The following is a 17583-nucleotide window of genomic DNA, read 5'->3' as shown; positions in this document are numbered from 1 at the left end:
CCGAAAAATTCTATGGTCAGGCGACCACGGCTTCGCCGGAGGCGGCCATGATCTGCTCTTTGGTGGCGTGGGCGCCGAATTCGGCTGAAATCTTGCCGCGCCGCATGACGACGATGCGGTGGGCGATGCTGAGGCACTCATTGACCTCCGAGGTCGAGAAGACGACCGCCAGGCCTTGCGCGGCGCGCTCGCTGAGCAAGCGAAAGACTTCGGCCTTGGCGCCTACATCGATGCCGCGGCTCGGCTCGTCGAGAAGGATGACCTTGGGATCTGTCGTCAGCATCTTGCCGATGACGACCTTCTGCTGGTTGCCGCCCGACAGCGATCCGATCATGGCATTGCCGCCCGCGGTCTTGATGGTCACCTTGCGGATCGAATTGTCGATCAGTGCGCGCTCCCTCGGCCGGGAGAGGAAGAGCCCCTTGGCGAATGCCTCGATACTGGCAAGCGACAGATTGCGGCCGACGGTCATGGTCTGAACCAGGCCATCGCGCTGGCGATCCTCGGGGACCAGAACCAGACCTCGGGCGATGCGCTGGGCAATGGTCAGCCCCGAAACGTCCTCACCCTCCAGCAGCGCCCGCCCGCCCGCCATGGGCACACGGCCGGCGACGGCCTCCAGCAATTCCGTGCGGCCCGCGCCCATCAGCCCATAGATGCAGACGATCTCGCCCGCTTTGACATCCAGCGACAGATGATCGACGACGTAGCCTGAACCCGAAGCGTCGGTGACGCTGACATCCTCGATCGACAGCGCCACCGCGCCGAACTCGTGGCCGGTCGGCGGCGAGCCGAGATCGAAATTCTCGCCCACCATGTTGCGGACGATCCATTCGAGGTCGATGTCCTTGGCCTCGGCCGTCGCCGTGATCGCCCCGTCACGCAGCACGACGGCGTAGTCGGTGATCTGCAGCGCCTCTTCGAGGTGATGCGAGATGTAGACGATGGAGACGCCGCGGCTGGTCAGATCGCGGATCACCTTGAACAGCACTTCGACCTCCGTGGCGCTCAGCGCGGAGGTCGGCTCGTCCATGATCAGGATGCGGGAATCGACTGACAGCGCGCGTGCGATCTCGACGATCTGCTGCTGCCCCAGGCGCAGGTCCTCGACCAGGGTCATCGGATCAATGTCCTCTTCGAGGTCGGCCATCAGCGCCCGCGCTTGGCGCGACTCCTCGGCGAAGTCGAGGCCGGTTCTGGTGCGCAGTTCGCGGCCCATGAAGATGTTGTCGCGAACGCTCAGATTCGGCGCCAGGCTGAGCTCCTGGTGGATGATCGAAATGCCGCGGTCGCGCGCGTCCGAAGACGAGGAAAAGCTGACGAGATTGCCGTCGAGCACGATGTCGCCGGATGTCGGCGTGACCACGCCGGACAGGATCTTCATCAGCGTCGACTTGCCGGCGCCATTCTCTCCGAACAGGGTGGTGACCTTGCCGCGATGGATGTCGAAGTTGACGCCCTTGAGCGCGTGGACGCCGCCATACGACATGACGACATTGCGCGCCGAAAGCACGGCATCGCCAGTCGCGGGTTCTGTGCCGGCAGCCATTGTCATTTGACGTCCAGCCTCACCGGCGTGACCAGCCAGCTCTTCGGATTGACCAGCTTGAAGACGCCGACCACCGCTATTGTCTTGCCGGTCAAGTCACTGGTATCGACTTTCGCCAGCACCTCCTTCTTCATCTCGTTGTTCAGCGCCGAGCCGGCGTCCTGATACTCGATCTGGTTGGTGAACTGACCAAAGGTGATCTTGCCGGTGGCGTCGCGAAGCTCGGTGCCGTTGATCGCCGGCCCAGTCTGTACGCGGACGGTCAACGTGTCCGGCAAACCGTCGACCGCGACCTTGTAGATGCCCGATTTTCCCTCGCCGACGACGCCGGTGAACTTGACCGAGATGACCGGTCCGACTCCCGCCGGCACGCCATATTCCTTTTCGGCCGTCGCCCTGTCCTTGGCGATCGCCGTCGCCACCGTTGCGGCGTCGGCGGCACGCGCTTCGACATCGGCCTGCACCTTGGGAAATTCAGACTTGCCGTAGTCGGCGGCCGAAAACACCGCGTTGCGAACATCGCCGGCAGAGCCGATCTTGATCACCTTGGTGTCGAGCGCCATGGCGCCGAGCAGAACCAGAGCCGCGGCGCCGGCAAGCACCCGGCGCAGGCCGGGCGAAGCTTGCCAGGCGGTGGCCTTCGCGCTCATGATGCAACCACCAGCGGTGCGGATTGTCCGTTGTCACGCATTCGAAGTTCCTCCGTTCACGCGGCGCTTCGCGGCCCCGGCTGCATCGTCGAGCTCGACCAGGGCGCGGGCGGTGCATTCGTCGGTGATCAGGCCGCTGAGATAACGGCTTTCGAGTACTGCCTTGATGGCGCGCACCTTCACCTTGCCGCCGGCGACGGCAACGATCCTGCGGCCCTTCAACTGATCGCGCGGAAGCGCCAGTATTCTTTCCGACAGCGCCGTTTCGACCGGACCACCCTTGTCGTCGAAGAAATGCGCCAGCAATTCACCAACGCCGCCGTCCCGCTTGACCTCATCGATTTCGGAAGGCTCGATCATGCCGGTGGCGACCAGCGACGCCTCCCGCTCAGCCGTGCCTATTCCGACGAACATCAGGTCGGACCGGCTGGCGAGAGCGAACACATCGCTGATGCCGCGCTGGCCAAGCAGCACTTCGCGGTCCTCGGCGGTATTGGCGACAAAAGGCACCGGCATGACGAAAGCCTGCGCGCCGGTCCGCTCTGCCAGGCGATGCATGACGTCGTGCGGGTTGGCGGCGAATTTGCGCGTCACGCCGCCAAGCAGCGAGACGAAACGGATGTGAGCAGCAGTTGCGCGCGTCAGATATTCGACGCTGGCGGCAAGCGTGCGGCCATGGCCGACGCCGATCAGCATGTCTTCGCCGCGATCGATTTCGCGCTTCAGGAACTGGGCGCCTGCAATGCCCAGCCCCTTCAGCGGCAGTTCGTCCTGATCGAGATCGGGAACCACCTCGCAATAGTGGAGCCCAAAGGCGGCGATCAGGCGCTGTTCCAGGTCGACGCATTCGGCGACGTCGCCGTCGATGAAGACCCTGACCAGACCTTCCTGGTTGGCCTTGGTGATCAGCCTATGCGCCTTGAGGCTGGTCAGGCCAAGCCGCTTGGCCACCTGGGCCTGGGTCAGACCACCGGCATAGTGCAGCCAGGCCGCGCGCGTGGCGAGGCTGGATTCATGGTCGCGGTTTGCGCTTCCGCCGGAATTCAAGCCATCCCCTCCCCAGGGTGATAATATTATCTTTGTGTGCAAAAATTTTCATACCTTTGCACCGCTGTCAATCCCTCCGCAGATGGTTGCCTCAGCCGACGTTCCGCAGCCAACGCGAGCCTATTAGAAGGTAAGCATATAATATGACCATACGGTAGTGTTAATTTAACGTCAATTTGTGTTACCGTATCCAGTGACAGCATGAGCCCGTAGGCGCCGGCAAATCCCAATCCGGGTGCAAAATGGGAAGGTGATGCACACGGCGCAACAAGGGCAAATCGATCGGATTGCCTCAGGAAAAGCTAGGCGTCGGCGATCAAGCGATCAGTCCAGCCGCATCAGGTTCCTGCCCTCGAGCTCGACAACAGCGGATTCGACCTCCCGCGTGAGGCGCTCGGTGCTCCACCCCAACGCCCGCCCCGCGATCGCGGCAATCTCCTGCAGGTCGCGGCTCGTCAGCGAGCCGCCTATCGCCAACGTGCTGCGGCGCATAACGACATCGGCCAGATGTTCGACGAATTCGTTGCGCACGATGTAGTCGATTTCCGCCTTGCCGTAGCCGTCCGAGTCCGGCAGACGACGACCCTCATCATCCGACCCGTGCCTGGCGATCTCAACGGCTCTGGTCCCGTAGCGCGACAGCAATTGGTCAAGGCGCCTTTCCCCGGCGCCTGTTGCCTGCTGTGCCTTAGCCAGCCAGTCCGCGCGCGCGGCGGCATTGGCCGGAAAATTCCTCCCGCCGCCGATCGGCATGGCTCGCGTCGTCACCTTGCGGCTGCGCTGCAGGCGCTTGAGTACCGTGTCAGCGACTTCCTCGGCAAAGCCGCGGAACGTCGTCCATTTGCCGCCGACCAGCGAAATGACTGCAAAGGGCCTGTTGCCGTCCGGCTCGGCGACCGGCGCTGAATGATCGCGGCTGATCAGCCCTGGTGTCGACGCCTCGGACGTCGGCAGCGGCCGGATGCCGCTATAGGCGTAGACGATCTGGTCGCGCTCGAACGCCATGCCCGGCAGCAGCGTTCGCACGCTGTCGAGCAGATAGTCGACTTCTTCGGGTTCGCAGCGGACCGCGTCCGGATTGTCGGCCTTGATGTCGGTCGAGCCGACCAGCGCCAGGCCGAGATAGTCGTAGACCAGGCAGATGCGGCCGTCATCGGCCTCGAAATAGAGCATGCGCCCGGCGAGGCTTTTGACCAGTTCGTCATGCCTTAACAGGATATGCGAGCCCTTGGTGCCGCCGATCATCTTCGATGGAGCACCAAGCAGCGCGTTGACGTCGTCGATCCACGGACCNATGCGAGCCCTTGGTGCCGCCGATCATCTTCGATGGAGCACCAAGCAGCGCGTTGACGTCGTCGATCCACGGACCGGCGGCGTTCACCACCAGCTTCGGCCGCACCGAAAAGGCCGCGCCGTTTTCCGGCTGGAATGTGAGCACGCCATTGGCTGAAGCCGCCAGTGTCGTGTAGTTGGCACCGGCAGACGCCGCGTGAGCCTGCAAGCCGTCGAGGATCAGTTCCAGCACCAGCCTTTCCGGGTGACTTATCTTGGCGTCGTAGTAGGTGCCGGTGGCGACGATCGCCGGATTGAGCGCCGGCATCTCAACAAGCGCCTGCCGCCGCCCGACCATGCGGTGGCGCGGCATGACCTGGTTTCGTGAACCGTAGAAATCGTAGATCATCAAGCCGATCTTGATCAGTATGGCGCCGCGGCTGCGCGGCGCGCTCGTCGAGCCGAACAGCGTTCGCAACGCCGCGAGCATGCCCTTGCTCCACGAGAAGATCGGGATGACGGTCGGCAGCGGGCTGACATAGTGCGGCGCGTTTTGAAGAAGCAGATTGCGTTCGAGCGTCGACTGCGCCACCAGCCCGAACTCGCCGGTCTCGAGATATTTCAAGCCGCCGTGGATGAGCCTCGACGGCGCGGCACTGGTGCCCGAGCCGAAATCCGCCTTTTCGACGATCAGGCAGCTGACACCTTGCGCGCACAGATCGCGAAACAGCCCAGCCCCGTTGATGCCGGCGCCAAGAATGACGACGTCGACTTCGCCGGTCCCGGCCATCGCGGCGAGACGCCCGGCGGGATTGTCCGCCCCGGCTCCATCTGCTGGGTTCATGGCGCCTTCGTCTTGACGATGCGCAACTTCACCCCCGCCCGTTCGAGGCTCTGCGCCTGCGCATCGCCCAGGCCCTCGGTCACCAGCACGGCGTCGAAACTGGTCAGATCGTCGAAGACATGCAGCGCGATCCGGTCGAATTTTGCGTGGTCGACCAAAAGGATGCGCTTCACGGAGGCGGTCATCATCGCCTGCTTGACCCGCACGACATTCGGATCCTGGATGAAAGCCGTGGTTCCGGTGACGGCCGAAGCCGAACAGATCAGCACATTGGCGCGCAACTGCGCCACGGCGTTCTCGCAGACGATGCCGATATAGGCATTGTAGGTGCCGTGATACTGGCCGCCGAGGCAGATGAAATCGATATCGTCCACATTGATCAATTGGCCCGCCGTCGAGACGCTGTTGGAAATGACGGTCAGCGGCTTGACGTCGAGCAGCAGCGTCGCGACCGCGTTTGCCGTCGATGAATCGTCCAGCATCACCACCTGGCCGGCCTCGATATAATCCAGTGCCGCCCGCGCCAGTGCATCCTTCTCGGCTCGATTGACGGTCACCCGGTAGCGGAAAGCGCTCTCGTAGAGGCCGGAAGGCTGGACCGTCACCGCACCGTGCAGCTTGCGCAGCACGCCCTGCTGCGCCAGCCGGTCGATATGCCGGTGGATGGTCATGCGCGACACGCCGAAATGCTCGACCAGATCATCGATGCGCACCTGGCCGAGCTTGATCACATAATCGGCGATCTCTTCGCGTCGTTCGTCGGCCTTGATCATGCGTTTACCCCCGCCAGCCTTTCGATATCAGGCCAATGCGACTTCAGCTGCTCGGCTATGCGGCAGTAGAGCGAAAACCGCTCATTGAACACAGCACTGGAGGCGGGCACGGTTTGGTACGTCCGCTCCGTCATGCCGACCTGCCTGGCGCCCTCTTGCGGCGTCTTGAACAAGCCGACCGCAGCACCTGCGCAAAGCGCGGCACCGAGGGCCGCGGTCTCATCCGTCGAGGTGACGGTGACCGGGGCGTTCAGCACGTTGGCAAACATCTGGACGAAAGCAGGATTGCGCGAACCGCCGCCGGTCAGGCGGATCTCGCTGACGGCAAAGCCGTCGCGCAAAGCCTCGACATGGGTGCGGTGATTGAAGGCGATGCCTTCCAGAACCGCCTTCAGCATGTCGCCGCGATTGTGCCAGCCATGCAGGCCGACAAAGCTGCCGCTGGCCAAATCGCCATAGGGAGAGCCGAACAGATAGGGATGAAACAGGATGGTCGAAGGCTTCTTCAACGCCGCGTCGATCTCTCCCGCCAGCAATTCGTGGAGCGAGCCGCCATCCGCGTTTGTCCTGTCTTGCTCCAAGCGACAGAAAGTGTCGAGAAACCAGTCGTAGTTCGCGGTCGAGGCCGGCGAGATCGACATGTTGTTCCAACGCCCCGCATCGATGGCGTTGCGGCAGAACCAACGTCGGTCGACGCGCGGTTGCGAAGAGACGACTTCGTTGATGGAATACGTGCCGGCGACGATGGCGAGCACGCCGTCTTCATGGCCGCCCATGCCAAGCGCCGAGGCGGCCACGTCGTGCAGGCCGCAGGCGACCGGTGTTCCCCTGCGAAGGCCGGTCCTTTCGGCGGCATCGGCTGTGACTTGACCGGCGATGTCAGCGGAATGCGCCACCGGCGGCAGCGCATTGAACAGATCCTCCAACCCGAAGATGCGCAGCGCTTCAGGCGCATAGGCTTGCGTGCGAAAATCCGTGAATGAAGTGCTGGCCTCCGTGCGGTCGGTCCCGATCGTGCCGGTCAGGCAAAAGCGCAGCCAGTCCTTGCAGGCCAGCACATGGCCGATGCGGCCATAGCGATCAGGATCGTTCTGCTTAAGCCACGCCAGCAGCGCCGACGGCGCCGAAACATGCGGCGTCTGGCCTGTCGTCGCCAGTGCATCGGTGAAAACGGTACCGGCGGACCACCTTTCGACAATGTCGCCGGCGCGGCTGTCGAGCGACAGGATGCCTGGTCCCAAAGGCTGACGATCATGATCGAGCAGATAGAGACCATCGCCATGCGCGGTCGCCGCCACCGCCTTGATGTCTTCCGCCGGCCTGCCGGAGAGCGCGATCGCCTCCTTGATGGCGTCGGCTGTTGCTTGCCACAGGCCTGACATGTCGCGCTCCACCCAGCGCGCGTGGGGCATCGATTGCGGCACCCGGCGACGGGCCACGGACAATTGCGTGCCGTCGGCATCGAAGATGACCGCCTTGGTGACCGTGAGGCCGTTATCGATTCCGAGCAGGCTGGGCATGATCACCGCCTCTTTCAGCAACTGGCGATTGCTACAGGGCGATCCTGCAGTCTGATGCAAGGGCGAAACACATGGCGACAACCCCGATTGAGCAAGGGGGACAAACGGCAAAAGCACCTCGCCGCAACAAAGAACTCATATCTTTATGTGAATTTAACGTCAACATACGCGACAAAAAGGCTTCGGCGCCAGGGAGCCACGGATGGATCTCGCGGTTGCCAGGCGACGCGTAATCAGCTGCTAAGGCCGTCACGGATGGCGCTGAAATAGCGGTCGGTTCCAACCTGCCCGCCCTTGAGTGCCACCTCCAGCCCATCGATCGCCTTGACGCGCGAGTGAGCGACGCAAAGCGGCGAGCCCGGCGACGCCGGCAACGGCATCCGCACGGTCAGCGCATCGACACCCATCTGGCCGAGCGCGTGGCTCGACGTATCGCCGCCGGCAACGACCACGCGCTGCAACTTCTGCTCGATGGTCAGCGCGCGAAGCAGTTCGCCGAGGCCCCGCCCGAGCTTGTGGCGGGCGCCTTCCTGGCGGTCGATGTCGCCCCCCCTATCGGCCGCGGGTCCAAGGGCCGTGTAGAGAACGACGCTGCGTCCGCCTTCCAGGCTGGCGCGACCGGCTGCTGCTGCGCGTGCGATCGCATCTCCGGAAGCTTCGGAGACCAGTTCGACGGGATCGACCTCGATGCCGTCGAAGCCGTCAGTCAAAGCGTGACGGATCTGTCGTTCGGTCGTCGACGAACAACTGCCCGAGACGACCGCGATCCGGTCGGCGGCACCCGGCGGCGAAAATTCTGGTTCAGCTCTGACTGTCCCGTTCGACACCCATTCGGCCAGCAGCGCATATTCGATCCCCGACGAGCCGACGACGAACGAACCGCCCGGCTTGCGGGCGCGCCATATCTCCTTGCCGGCAAGCGCCTGCGTCTCGAGGCTGTCGACATCGACAAGTACGATGTCGGTGCCCTTTGCGAGCAAGCGGTCGAAGGCTTCCGAGCGCGACGCCGACTGCAACGTCGCGAGATCGACCAGCCCCGACGTGAGCTCCGTCTGCCGCGACAGATGGATCAGCAGGTCGGATTCATCCATCGGCGTCGTCGGGTGGCGGCTCATCACCGGATGGCGGTCGATGCGGAAATACTTTTCACGATAGGCCGCGAATAGATGACCGAAGGCAGTGTAACGCTTGAGTTGCGGCGCCCCGACCAGCAGCGGCACGCTGTCCTGCGCGAAGACCGAGCGGCCGATCTCGATGGCGCGACCGATGCTGCCGATCGTCGGACTAGAATCGAAGGTCGAGCAGACCTTGTAGTGACAGATCGCGGCATTCAGCGTCTTCAGCCAAGCGAAGGCATCGCTCAGATGCGTGTCCATCCATTGTGGCGTCTCGCTGCGGCTGGTGCCGGCCAATCCAATGGCGCGGCAGTGGCTGAACTGCGCAAGCATGGCCGCGTCCGGCTGGCGCATAAATAGCACGGTCGGCACGCCGCCGAGTTCGAGCGCTTCCATGACGTCGGTCGAGCCGGTGAGGTCGTCGCCATAATAGCTGAGAAGCAGGTCTTGCATTGCTTCAGGCCGCTTTGCCGTCGCCGAATTTTTCGATCGACCGCGCCAGCTCCGGATGGCTCAAGGCGAAATCCGCCAGCGGAATGCCGTCGACCGCCGCCTGCCAGGCTTGCTGCACGGCACGCACCCCGGCGCCCGGTCCATCCGGATGGCTGACGATGCCGCCGCCGCACAGATAGAGCAGATCGACCGTCCGGCCGGTCCGTTCATAGGTCTCGGGCGCTTGCCCGCCCCATTGGCCGGAGCCCGCCACAGGCAAGGCGCAATCCTCAGGGGCAAAAATCGGCGTCGTCACCGCCTTGAAGGACTCGACGAAAGACGCGTCCGGCTCCCAGTATTTCGATTGGATGCCGTTGATCTGGAACTGGTCGACGCCGAGCAGCCGCCAGAACTGTTGCCAGACCTTGAAGTTCATACCGAGGCCGGGATGGCGGGTGAGGATGTCCCAGCCGTTGCGATGAGCGTGAAGCACCAGGCTGGAGCGTTTTCTCAAGAAGGCCAGGCCACCGAAACCGACGGAGTTGATGTTGACCACCGCGCAATTTCCGCCGGCCTTGGCCACCAGATCGTGATTGCGCATCATCTCGTCCGGGTCGGCATGCGAGATGCCGAAGGCGTACATCACCTTCTTGCCGGTCCTCTGCTCGTGGTCGAGGATCAGCGGCATGATTGCCTTTACCCGCTCCGCCAGCGGCGAATAGGCTGGGCTCATCAGCTTCTCATCGTCCTTGATGAAATCGACACCGGCGGCGATCAGCTCGCCCACCATCGCGGCGGTTTCGGGGGGCCGCAGCCCCAGCGCCGGCTTGACGATGGTGCCGATGATCGGCCGATCCGTGACACCTGTCAGCCTGCGGCTGCCGGCGACGCCGAATTGCGGACCTGGATGCGCGCCGCGGAATTGCTCCGGCAGCTTCATGTCGACAACGCGAATGCCGGTTAGGCCCTTGATCGAATAGGCGCCGCCGATGCCAATGGTCATCAGAGCCGACAGGTCGTGGCCGATGGCATCGAATGGAAAGGCGATGTCGACATCCGCGCGCTTGAACGGCCCGTTGCCGGCCTCGGGAATGGAGGGGCGAAGTGCGTCCGGCAGGTGCCGAATGGCCAGGACACGCGCGGCCACCCGGGCTTTCAGTTCCTCGGTCTCGCCGGGCAGCGCGACGAAGGTTCCAGTCGACTGGTCGCTGGCGATCTTGGCTGCCAGCGTCTCGATGCTGCCTGATGTCTCGATGCGGTAGGTGAGCGTGATCATGGTTCGTTGTCTGAGGCCGCAGGGGGTTCGAAAAGAGTTCCTTGATCGTCGGAATCTGGTATAATGAGTACATAAGCTTTGCAAGCAATATCCTGTCTGGCGGCTATGGGCGATCGGGGCGACAGCCATTCCGGGAACAGCTGCGGCAGTGCTAGATAGACACAGGTCAAGGGAGTGATTCGCGACGATGAACCGTTCGGAGCCGATCGTCCGGCGCAAACTTTCCGACGAAGTGTTTTTGCGGCTGAAGCGCCTGATCACCAGCGGAGAATTGACGCCGGGCGACGACATGCCGTCGGAGCGCGAGTTGATGGAGCGCTTCGAGGTCGGCCGTCCCGCGATCCGCGAGGCGATGCAGGCGCTGAGCAATATGGGCCTCGTCGCGATCTCGCATGGGGAACGCGCCAAGGTGCTCCAGCTGACCGCCAAGTCGATCATCAAGCAGGTCGATGGCGCAGCCAAGATCATCCTGTCGTCGTCGAAGGACACGTTGGAACACCTGAAAACGGCGCGCATCTTCTTCGAGCGCGGTATGGTCAGGGAAGCCGCCGAAAACGCCACTGCCGAGGACGTTGAGCAGCTGCGGGCCACAATTGCCGAACAGCGTGGCTTTCGCGGCGATTCCGAAGCCTTCATCTCCGCCGACATGAAGTTTCACACCCAGATCGCGGCGATCTCGGGCAACCCGATCTATATCGCCGTCAGCGAGGCGATGCTCGGTTGGCTGAAGGAATATCACACCGAAATGCTGATCTGGACCGGCAAGGAACAGTTCACGCTGACCGAGCATGAAGAGATCATCGGCCGCATTGAGAAGAAGGATGCCGACGGCGCCGAGAAGGCGATGATCAAGCACCTCGAGCGCTCGCGCGCGCTTTATGTGATGAACTCCGGCAACTGATTCAGCCGATCCGTGTGATCGCGTAAGGGGTCATCACCAGTTGGCCTCGGCCAAACGCTGAGATGTCGACCGTCACGTCGTTCGCCGTCAGGTTCGCCAGCCACGCCACGGTCTTGCCCGAAGCGGAGCGGCCGGCCAGCGCCAGCACCTTCGTCTGATCGCTCGTCCTTGCCGCCACATGCGCAAGGCCGGCCAGTTCGCAAAGCCCCTTGATGGCACCGAAGATCGGCCGAGGCGATCCTTCCGCGACGGGTTCGCCGGATGCTGCGAGCACGCCGAAGGGCCCGGCGAAGCCGGACAGCGTGAGCAGTTCCAGCCCAGCCGGCGCCACGCGCGCGGCATAGCCGATCGCCCATGCGGCTGCGAAGAGGCCGGCATGGCGAGGGTCGCGATCGGCCATGGCGATGCGCTGTCCCCCGGGATTGCCCTTGGTCGCGCCGCCATAGGGGTTCTGGCGCATGGCGATCGTCGACGGACCGATGCGGTAAGGCTTTGCCCCGAAGATCGCCCGCGCCGACGCGGTGATGAAGGGCAGCGCCTCCAGTGACTGCATGACGCTGAGATCGTCGGCGGCGTGCACGATCGGACACGTGCAGTGGGTGACGAAATCGAGCAGGCCCCCCGGCACGCGCTTGCGGTTGAGCTCGGTGAAATAGCTGAACATGCCGCCACCAAGCCGGATATCGGGAAAGGCGCGCCGCGCCGCGTCATAGACGTCTTCGAGCGGCGGACAGTCCGGCCACGCACTGCCCGGCGGTGTCGACTGCCGGTCAACCGAAGGCGAGACGGCAATGGCCGAAAGCTTCAACCCGGCTTGACGCACCATGTCGGCAACGCCTGACAGCTCGGCATCGAGGTCGCCCGCGCAGGCAACGACGCATTCCAGCGTCGTCTGCACCGGATAGGCGGCGGTGAGCCTTGCATAAGACTGCAATGCTTCGAGACCGTGGCCGCGCGTCGGATCGTAGTGGAAGACAAGTTGCTGCGGGCCGAGCTCGGTCAATGTCGAAAGATTTGCGAGCGCTGCTTCGACCTCATCCGGGTAGATGATCACGCCGAGATCCGGCAGCCTCTGCCCGGTCTCGCCGAGTTCGACGCTGACCGGTTCGGCGGCAGATGCTGCGGCCGGCATTCCCCCCTCGCCGGTGATGCGCAGGCTGACCGTCTGGCTTACAGTTTGGCCGGCCGGCAGCACATAGGGCCAAGGCAGCGCCAGTGGCCGCACATAGGTCTTGTAGGACGCGTCCGACCAGTTACGCTGGTCCTCCATCTCGAAAGTGTCGCCCTCCATCCGGCATTCGGCAGTGATGCCCGGCCGGACCTCATGGGTGATCGCGCGCAAATCCTTGAAAGGCTGCCAGGGATCGATCAACAGCGGCAGTTTCGTCGCCACCACGCTGCCGTCGGTATGCTCGACCGTGACCGGGCTGCCGGCGAGGCCGGCGATCGGATGCAGGACGCAATAACCGCAGCGATTGGTCTCGAAATCGCTTTCAGGGACCGCGCTGACGTCGAACACTAGGTGACCGTTGGCGGAGCCCTTGATCGTAGCGCGAAAGTCGAGCCGGCTTCCGCCCGGTGCTAAGCAAGTTGCGGAGTAGCTGACGGAGAAGCTGTCGGCGTCCTGATCGACGGCAAGGTCCGTCAGCGCCGGTTCATAGGTGCCCCAGTCGCGGTCGCGCACGATGTAGGCGATGGCGCGCAGCACTTCGATGCCGCCGTAACGGATGGTGCGCAGGCTGCCGTTGACAAAGTCGGCGCTGAGCAAGCCCGCACTCAGCCTAACCGGCTCGACCTCGACCACGCGTGTGCCGTATAGGAGGAAGGCGTCGGCTGTCATGTCAGCAAGCCATCCAGGTGGACAGGTTCGTGGCTCGCGGCGCCCAGATAGGCCGCCTCGACCAGCGCGAATGTCTTGAGATTGTCGGCGCCCGAGGTCGCCGGCTCGGTTCCCTTTGCCAGGCAGTCGACCCAGTGCTGCTGGATGGCGACGACGCTCTCCTGGATGTTGTGCCATGGGCGCGATGCCCAGGCGAGTACGGGCGGCGAAACGTCGGTGATCTTCGTGCCGCTCCTGCCGGTGACGGTGAGCCGATATCCCTGCGCCAAGCGGATCGTGCCGTCGCTGCCGTCGATCTCGATCAGCGTTTCGGGAAACGGTTCGGTGGCGAGCTTCGTCGCGTAGCTACAGTCGACCACTGACGTCGCCCCGCTCTTGTGGTCCATCAGCATCGTCGCGACATCTTCGCCCGCGATGCCAGGGTTGATGCGCGCGGTTCGCGTCGTGATCGTCGACACGTTGCCCAGTAGAAAACGGGCGATGTCGAGACTGTGGATACCGAGGTCCTCGATGATGAAGCGCTTTCCCTTGGCGAGATAGGGCTGGCCGGAAAACACGTCATAGGCAGAGCGGAAGGAGATGCGCCCGAAGAACGGCGTGCCGATCTCGCCGCTGTCGAGCACGGCACGCACCGCCTGGATCGCCGACTGCCAGCGAAAATTCTCATGCACCATCAGCGGTACGCCGGCTTCCACGCAGGCCCTCACCATCGCCTTGGCGTCGGCAAGCGTCGGCGCGAACGGCTTTTGGCAAATCACCGGCACACGGTGCAGCGCCGCCATCTCGACCAGCGGACGATGGCTGGGAACGGTAGTGGCGATATCGACGAAGTCGAGGCTTTCGCTTGCAAACATCTCTGCCGCGTCGGTGTAGCGCTTCGCAATGCCGAACTGGTCGCCGATGATGCGCAGCCGCTCCGGGTCGCGGTCGCAAATGGCGACCATCGCGGCGCCTTCAATGTCGCGCCAGGCATGCATCTGGTTGATGGCAAAGAAGCCGCAGCCGATGAGCCCTCCCCGCAACTCCGCCATGCTCAGCCTGCCTTTGCCATCTGCATCAGCGTCACCCGGCTCTGCAGCCGGCGCTGCGCTTGGTCGACGACGACGGCGACGATGATGACAAGGCCCTTGATCACCATCTGCCAGAAGGAACTCACGCCCATCATCACCAACCCGTCCGAAAGAATGCCGATGACGAAGGCGCCGACAATGGTGCCGCCGATCGTGCCGCGCCCACCCGACATCGAGGTGCCGCCGAGCACTGCCGCCGCGATGGCGTTGAGCTCGAAACTTTCGCCCGTTGCCGGGTGCGAGGCCATCAGTTCGGACGAGATGATCAGGCCGACGATCGCCGCGCAGAAGCCGGAGAACATGTAGACGAACATTTTCACCATGTTGACACGAACGCCCGAAATTCGCGACGCCCGTTCATTGCCGCCGACGGCGAAGATGTGGCGGCCGAGCGGCGTGTATTTGGCGAGATATGCCGCAACCAGCGCAACAACGATCAGGATCCAGATCGCCACCGGCAGGCCGAGCAGCCGCCCGGCGCCGAGGAAACCAAACCCGGTGGTGCCAAGCTCCGGCTTGCCGACGAGGTTGGGGAAGGTGCGGCCGTCCGACGACAGCAACGCCAGGCCGCGCGCGACATAGAGCACGCCGAGTGTGGCGATGAACGGCGCGACGTTCAGCCTGGTGATCAGCAATCCGTTGACGGCGCCGATCAATATGCCAACCGCCAGCGTGATCAGCGCGATCTCGACGACGTTGAAATAGATGGTGTAGCCGAATTGCAGGTCGATGCCGTTGAGCACGAGATAGCCGGCGACCATGCCGCACAGGCCGACGATCGAGCCGACTGAGAGATCGATGCCGCCGGTGATGATGACGAAGGTCATGCCCATGGCGAGGAAGGCGTTCAGCGCCACATGTTTCGACATCAGGATCAGGTTGGCGGTCGACAGGAAATTCGGCGCCGCGATCGAGAAGAAGACCAAGACGGCGATCAGCGCGATGAAGGTCCTCGCCTTCATCAGCGTCAGCAGCAGCGAGCCGCTCGAGACGGAGGGGGCAGCCGCCTTGGCCGGGATGTCAGTCATGGGTTCTCCGTGTGCGGGGCCGGTCCGTGGCCAAGTGCCGAGGCGGCGACAAGGGCTGCCTCCGTCGCCTCGGCGCGATCGAACATGCCGGTCAGTTTTCCGTTGCTCATCACCGCGATGCGGTCGGACAGCGCCATCACCTCATCGAGATCCGAGGTGGCGAACAGAATACCGAGCCCATCGCGCGACAGTTTGCGCATGGTGCGGAAGACGTCGGCCTTGGCGCCGACATCGATGCCACGGCTCGGCTCGTCCATCAGCAGCACCTTCGGCCCGGTGAGCAGCGCCTTGCCGATCACCACCTTTTGCTGGTTGCCGCCCGACAGCGACGAGACCTCCTGCGCCGGGTCGGCGACTTTGATCGCCAGTTCCCGCACCATCTGCGTGACCGCCTGCTTCTCCTGGCCGCCACTGATGTGGAACAGGCGGACAAAGCGCGACAGGCTGGCCAGTGTCAGATTGCTGGCGACGGAGAGGATCGACACCAGCCCTTCGCGTTGGCGGTCTTCGGGGATCAGCGCCAGCCCGCGCCGGATGCGCCGCGTCGTGTCCCGCTCCTTGACCTTCTTGCCGGCGATGAAGATCGCGCCGGTCGCCTGGCCATGGCGGCCCATGATGCAGTCGAACAGTTCGCTGCGCCCGGCGCCCATCAGGCCATAGATGCCGAGGATCTCGCCGGCGCGCAGCGACAGGGAGACGTGATCGACTGCCAGCCCGCCGGTCGCGCGCGGCAGGCAGATGTCCTCGGCGCGGAATATTTCTTCGCCGGGTACATGGCCGTCGGCCTTGGCGAAATCCTTGGCGTCGGAGCCGATCATCTGCCGCACGATCCACCGCGTGTCGACGTTTTTCATCTCTTCCTGGCCGGTGATCTGTCCATCGCGCAGCACCGTGATGTAGTCGCCAATGCGGATCAGCTCTTCCAGCCGGTGCGAGATGTAGACGATCGCCACGCCGCGCGCCTTGAGGTCGGCGATCACCTTGAACAGGATCTCGACTTCCGCCGCACTCAGCGCCGAGGTCGGCTCGTCCATGATCAGGATGCGTGCATCGAGCGAAACCGCCTTGGCGATCTCGACCAGCTGCTGCTGGCCGATGCGCAGATCCTCGACCAGCATGTCGGGCCTTATCCCGGCCTGCAGGCGTTCGAGAAATTGGGCCGCACGGCGCTCCTGCTCCTTGCGGTCGATCTTGCGAAACCGGTTGGTGATCTCGCGCGTGGCGAAGATGTTCTCGGCGACGGTCATATTGCCAAACAGGTTCAGCTCTTGGAACACCATGCCGATGCCGCGGTTCACCGCGTCGCCCGATGACGAGAAGGAGACCTCCTCCCCTTCCAGGAGGATCCGGCCGAGCGTCGGCTGTTCGACGCCGGCGATAATCTTCATCAGCGTCGATTTGCCGGCGCCGTTTTCGCCGACCAGCACATTGACGGCGCCCTTGCGCACCTCGAAATTCGCGCGCTTGACCGCGACGGTGCCGGAATAGACCTTGGAGACGTCCTCCAGCTTCAAGACGACATCGTGAGCAACCGCAGCGCTCATGGCTTCGGCCCGATTTCTGCCTCCGCCGGCGTCACCAGCGGCAGGTCCTGGCCGTTTTCGAGCGTATAGGCGCCGAGGACCTTGGCGGTCCGGCCTTCCAGCGCGTCACGTGGCAGTTTGGCAAGCACGGCCTTGACGGCATAGGCGTTGAACGCCTTGCCGAACTGGGCGAAGTCGATCTGGTTGGTAAAATCGTTGAACTGGATGAAATCGAGACTGTCGCGCAGCGCGGTTCCACGCATCGCCGGTCCGATCTGTACCCGCGCATCGGCCTTGCCGTCGCCGTCGACATCGATATCCATGGTCGCGGCCCGCGACTGCGTGTTGGCGGCGATGATCTTGCCCTCGACGCGAACCGCGAAGGTCCAGGGCGAATTCGCCTGCTTGTTCGGATTGCCATATTTGGCGCCGGCGGAAGCAGGATCGGTTTTTGCCAGAGCGTGGACCTCGGCAAAAGGCCCGGCCTTCTGCTGGAGGTAAGGCACGACCTTCGCGGCCCAGATCTCCTCGACCATCTTGTCCGGGTTGAAGACGGCGGCATTGCCGCTATCCCCCGAGGGAGTCGGCAAAATCTTGCAGGCGGTCAGGCTGATGCCGACTGCAACGACAAGCATCGGCCAGATCGGCTTGTTGTTCAGCATGATGGCCTGTTGAGCATGGTGATTGGCACCCACGGAAAATGGCGGCGAGGGACGACCTTGATCGCCCCTCGCTATTCATGT

General features: G+C 63.6%; 13 protein-coding genes and 1 pseudogene. 1 reads left to right on the top strand and 13 read right to left on the bottom strand.

All coding sequences use genetic code 11. The annotated features are described in order from the left end of the window. Positions 1-16: 16 nt before the first annotated feature. From X728_RS162480 to oiaX, 8 genes and pseudogenes are all read right to left on the bottom strand, one after another. Positions 17-1555 carry a sugar ABC transporter ATP-binding protein gene (locus tag X728_RS162480; RefSeq protein ID WP_023830595.1) on the bottom strand — a complete coding sequence of 513 codons (1539 nt, stop codon included), beginning with the start codon at positions 1553-1555 and terminating at the stop codon, positions 17-19. Then, positions 1552-2112 carry a DUF2291 domain-containing protein gene (locus X728_RS162485; RefSeq protein ID WP_245261881.1) on the bottom strand — a complete coding sequence of 187 codons (561 nt, stop codon included), beginning with the start codon at positions 2110-2112 and terminating at the stop codon, positions 1552-1554. The genes X728_RS162480 and X728_RS162485 overlap by 4 nt, the downstream gene beginning before the upstream one ends. Before the next feature lie 120 nt (positions 2113-2232). Continuing rightward, positions 2233-3246 carry a sugar-binding transcriptional regulator gene (locus tag X728_RS162490; protein WP_023830593.1) on the bottom strand — a complete coding sequence of 338 codons (1014 nt, stop codon included), beginning with the start codon at positions 3244-3246 and terminating at the stop codon, positions 2233-2235. A 324-nt stretch (positions 3247-3570) separates the two neighbouring features. Continuing rightward, positions 3571-5308: pseudogene (locus tag X728_RS01000000166160) on the bottom strand (glycerol-3-phosphate dehydrogenase/oxidase). A 50-nt stretch (positions 5309-5358) separates the two neighbouring features. After that, positions 5359-6135 carry a DeoR/GlpR family DNA-binding transcription regulator gene (locus tag X728_RS162495; protein WP_031194761.1) on the bottom strand — a complete coding sequence of 259 codons (777 nt, stop codon included), beginning with the start codon at positions 6133-6135 and terminating at the stop codon, positions 5359-5361. Beyond that, the gene (locus tag X728_RS162500; protein WP_023829897.1) at positions 6132-7655 is read right to left on the bottom strand and encodes an FGGY-family carbohydrate kinase; all 1524 of its coding nucleotides are present in this window, start codon (positions 7653-7655) and stop codon (positions 6132-6134) included. The genes X728_RS162495 and X728_RS162500 overlap by 4 nt, the downstream gene beginning before the upstream one ends. Before the next feature lie 233 nt (positions 7656-7888). Beyond that, positions 7889-9223: a four-carbon acid sugar kinase family protein gene (locus tag X728_RS162505; protein WP_023830592.1), complete on the bottom strand. Its 1335-nt coding sequence runs from the start codon at positions 9221-9223 to the stop codon at positions 7889-7891. 4 nt (positions 9224-9227) lie between these two features. Next, positions 9228-10478: a 3-oxo-isoapionate-4-phosphate decarboxylase OiaX gene (oiaX, locus tag X728_RS162510; RefSeq protein ID WP_023830591.1), complete on the bottom strand. Its 1251-nt coding sequence runs from the start codon at positions 10476-10478 to the stop codon at positions 9228-9230. Positions 10479-10665: 187 nt separating this feature from the next. Between oiaX and X728_RS162515 the strand changes: the two genes are divergently transcribed. Then, positions 10666-11379, top strand: a complete 714-nt coding sequence (locus X728_RS162515; RefSeq protein ID WP_023672607.1) for a transcriptional regulator NanR — start codon at positions 10666-10668, stop codon at positions 11377-11379. Position 11380: 1 nt separating this feature from the next. Here X728_RS162515 and X728_RS162520 read toward each other — a convergent pair whose 3' ends face one another. The 5 genes from X728_RS162520 to X728_RS162540 are packed head-to-tail and all read right to left on the bottom strand — an operon-like array spanning position 11381 to position 17502. Beyond that, the gene (locus tag X728_RS162520) at positions 11381-13219 is read right to left on the bottom strand and encodes a hypothetical protein (RefSeq protein WP_023830590.1); all 1839 of its coding nucleotides are present in this window, start codon (positions 13217-13219) and stop codon (positions 11381-11383) included. Then, positions 13216-14250, bottom strand: coding sequence for a Gfo/Idh/MocA family oxidoreductase (locus tag X728_RS162525; RefSeq protein ID WP_023830589.1), 1035 nt, complete (start codon positions 14248-14250; stop codon positions 13216-13218). Before X728_RS162525 ends, X728_RS162520 begins: the two co-directional genes overlap by 4 nt. Positions 14251-14252: 2 nt before the next feature. Further along, positions 14253-15317, bottom strand: coding sequence for an ABC transporter permease (locus tag X728_RS162530; protein ID WP_023730743.1), 1065 nt, complete (start codon positions 15315-15317; stop codon positions 14253-14255). Continuing rightward, a complete protein-coding gene (locus tag X728_RS162535) occupies positions 15314-16861 on the bottom strand; it encodes a sugar ABC transporter ATP-binding protein (protein ID WP_023825735.1) in 1548 nt (515 codons plus the stop codon). Before X728_RS162535 ends, X728_RS162530 begins: the two co-directional genes overlap by 4 nt. After that, positions 16858-17502 (bottom strand): DUF2291 family protein, encoded by a 645-nt coding sequence (locus X728_RS162540; RefSeq protein ID WP_023825736.1) that lies wholly within the window; start codon positions 17500-17502, stop codon positions 16858-16860. The genes X728_RS162535 and X728_RS162540 overlap by 4 nt, the downstream gene beginning before the upstream one ends. Positions 17503-17583 lie beyond the last annotated feature (81 nt).

Origin of the sequence: Mesorhizobium sp. L103C119B0 (assembly GCF_000502235.1) — a bacterium.
Lineage (GTDB): Bacteria > Pseudomonadota > Alphaproteobacteria > Rhizobiales > Rhizobiaceae > Mesorhizobium.
The sequence above is the reverse complement of the archived record's forward strand: the minus strand, read 5'-3'. Positions and strand labels throughout refer to the sequence as shown.

Excerpts from the sequence above, each read along its gene's own strand:
- X728_RS162480 (WP_023830595.1), bottom strand. The coding sequence starts at position 1,555 with ATGACAATGGCTGCCGGCACAGAACCCGCGACTGGCGATGCCGTGCTT.
- X728_RS162485 (WP_245261881.1), bottom strand. The coding sequence starts at position 2,112 with ATGGCGCTCGACACCAAGGTGATCAAGATCGGCTCTGCCGGCGATGTT.
- X728_RS162495 (WP_031194761.1), bottom strand. The coding sequence starts at position 6,135 with ATGATCAAGGCCGACGAACGACGCGAAGAGATCGCCGATTATGTGATC.
- X728_RS162500 (WP_023829897.1), bottom strand. The coding sequence starts at position 7,655 with ATGCCCAGCCTGCTCGGAATCGATAACGGCCTCACGGTCACCAAGGCG.
- X728_RS162505 (WP_023830592.1), bottom strand. The coding sequence starts at position 9,223 with ATGCAAGACCTGCTTCTCAGCTATTATGGCGACGACCTCACCGGCTCG.
- oiaX (WP_023830591.1), bottom strand. The coding sequence starts at position 10,478 with ATGATCACGCTCACCTACCGCATCGAGACATCAGGCAGCATCGAGACG.
- X728_RS162515 (WP_023672607.1), top strand. The coding sequence starts at position 10,666 with ATGAACCGTTCGGAGCCGATCGTCCGGCGCAAACTTTCCGACGAAGTG.
- X728_RS162520 (WP_023830590.1), bottom strand. The coding sequence starts at position 13,219 with ATGACAGCCGACGCCTTCCTCCTATACGGCACACGCGTGGTCGAGGTC.
- X728_RS162525 (WP_023830589.1), bottom strand. The coding sequence starts at position 14,250 with ATGGCGGAGTTGCGGGGAGGGCTCATCGGCTGCGGCTTCTTTGCCATC.
- X728_RS162530 (WP_023730743.1), bottom strand. The coding sequence starts at position 15,317 with ATGACTGACATCCCGGCCAAGGCGGCTGCCCCCTCCGTCTCGAGCGGC.
- X728_RS162535 (WP_023825735.1), bottom strand. The coding sequence starts at position 16,861 with ATGAGCGCTGCGGTTGCTCACGATGTCGTCTTGAAGCTGGAGGACGTC.
- X728_RS162540 (WP_023825736.1), bottom strand. The coding sequence starts at position 17,502 with ATGCTGAACAACAAGCCGATCTGGCCGATGCTTGTCGTTGCAGTCGGC.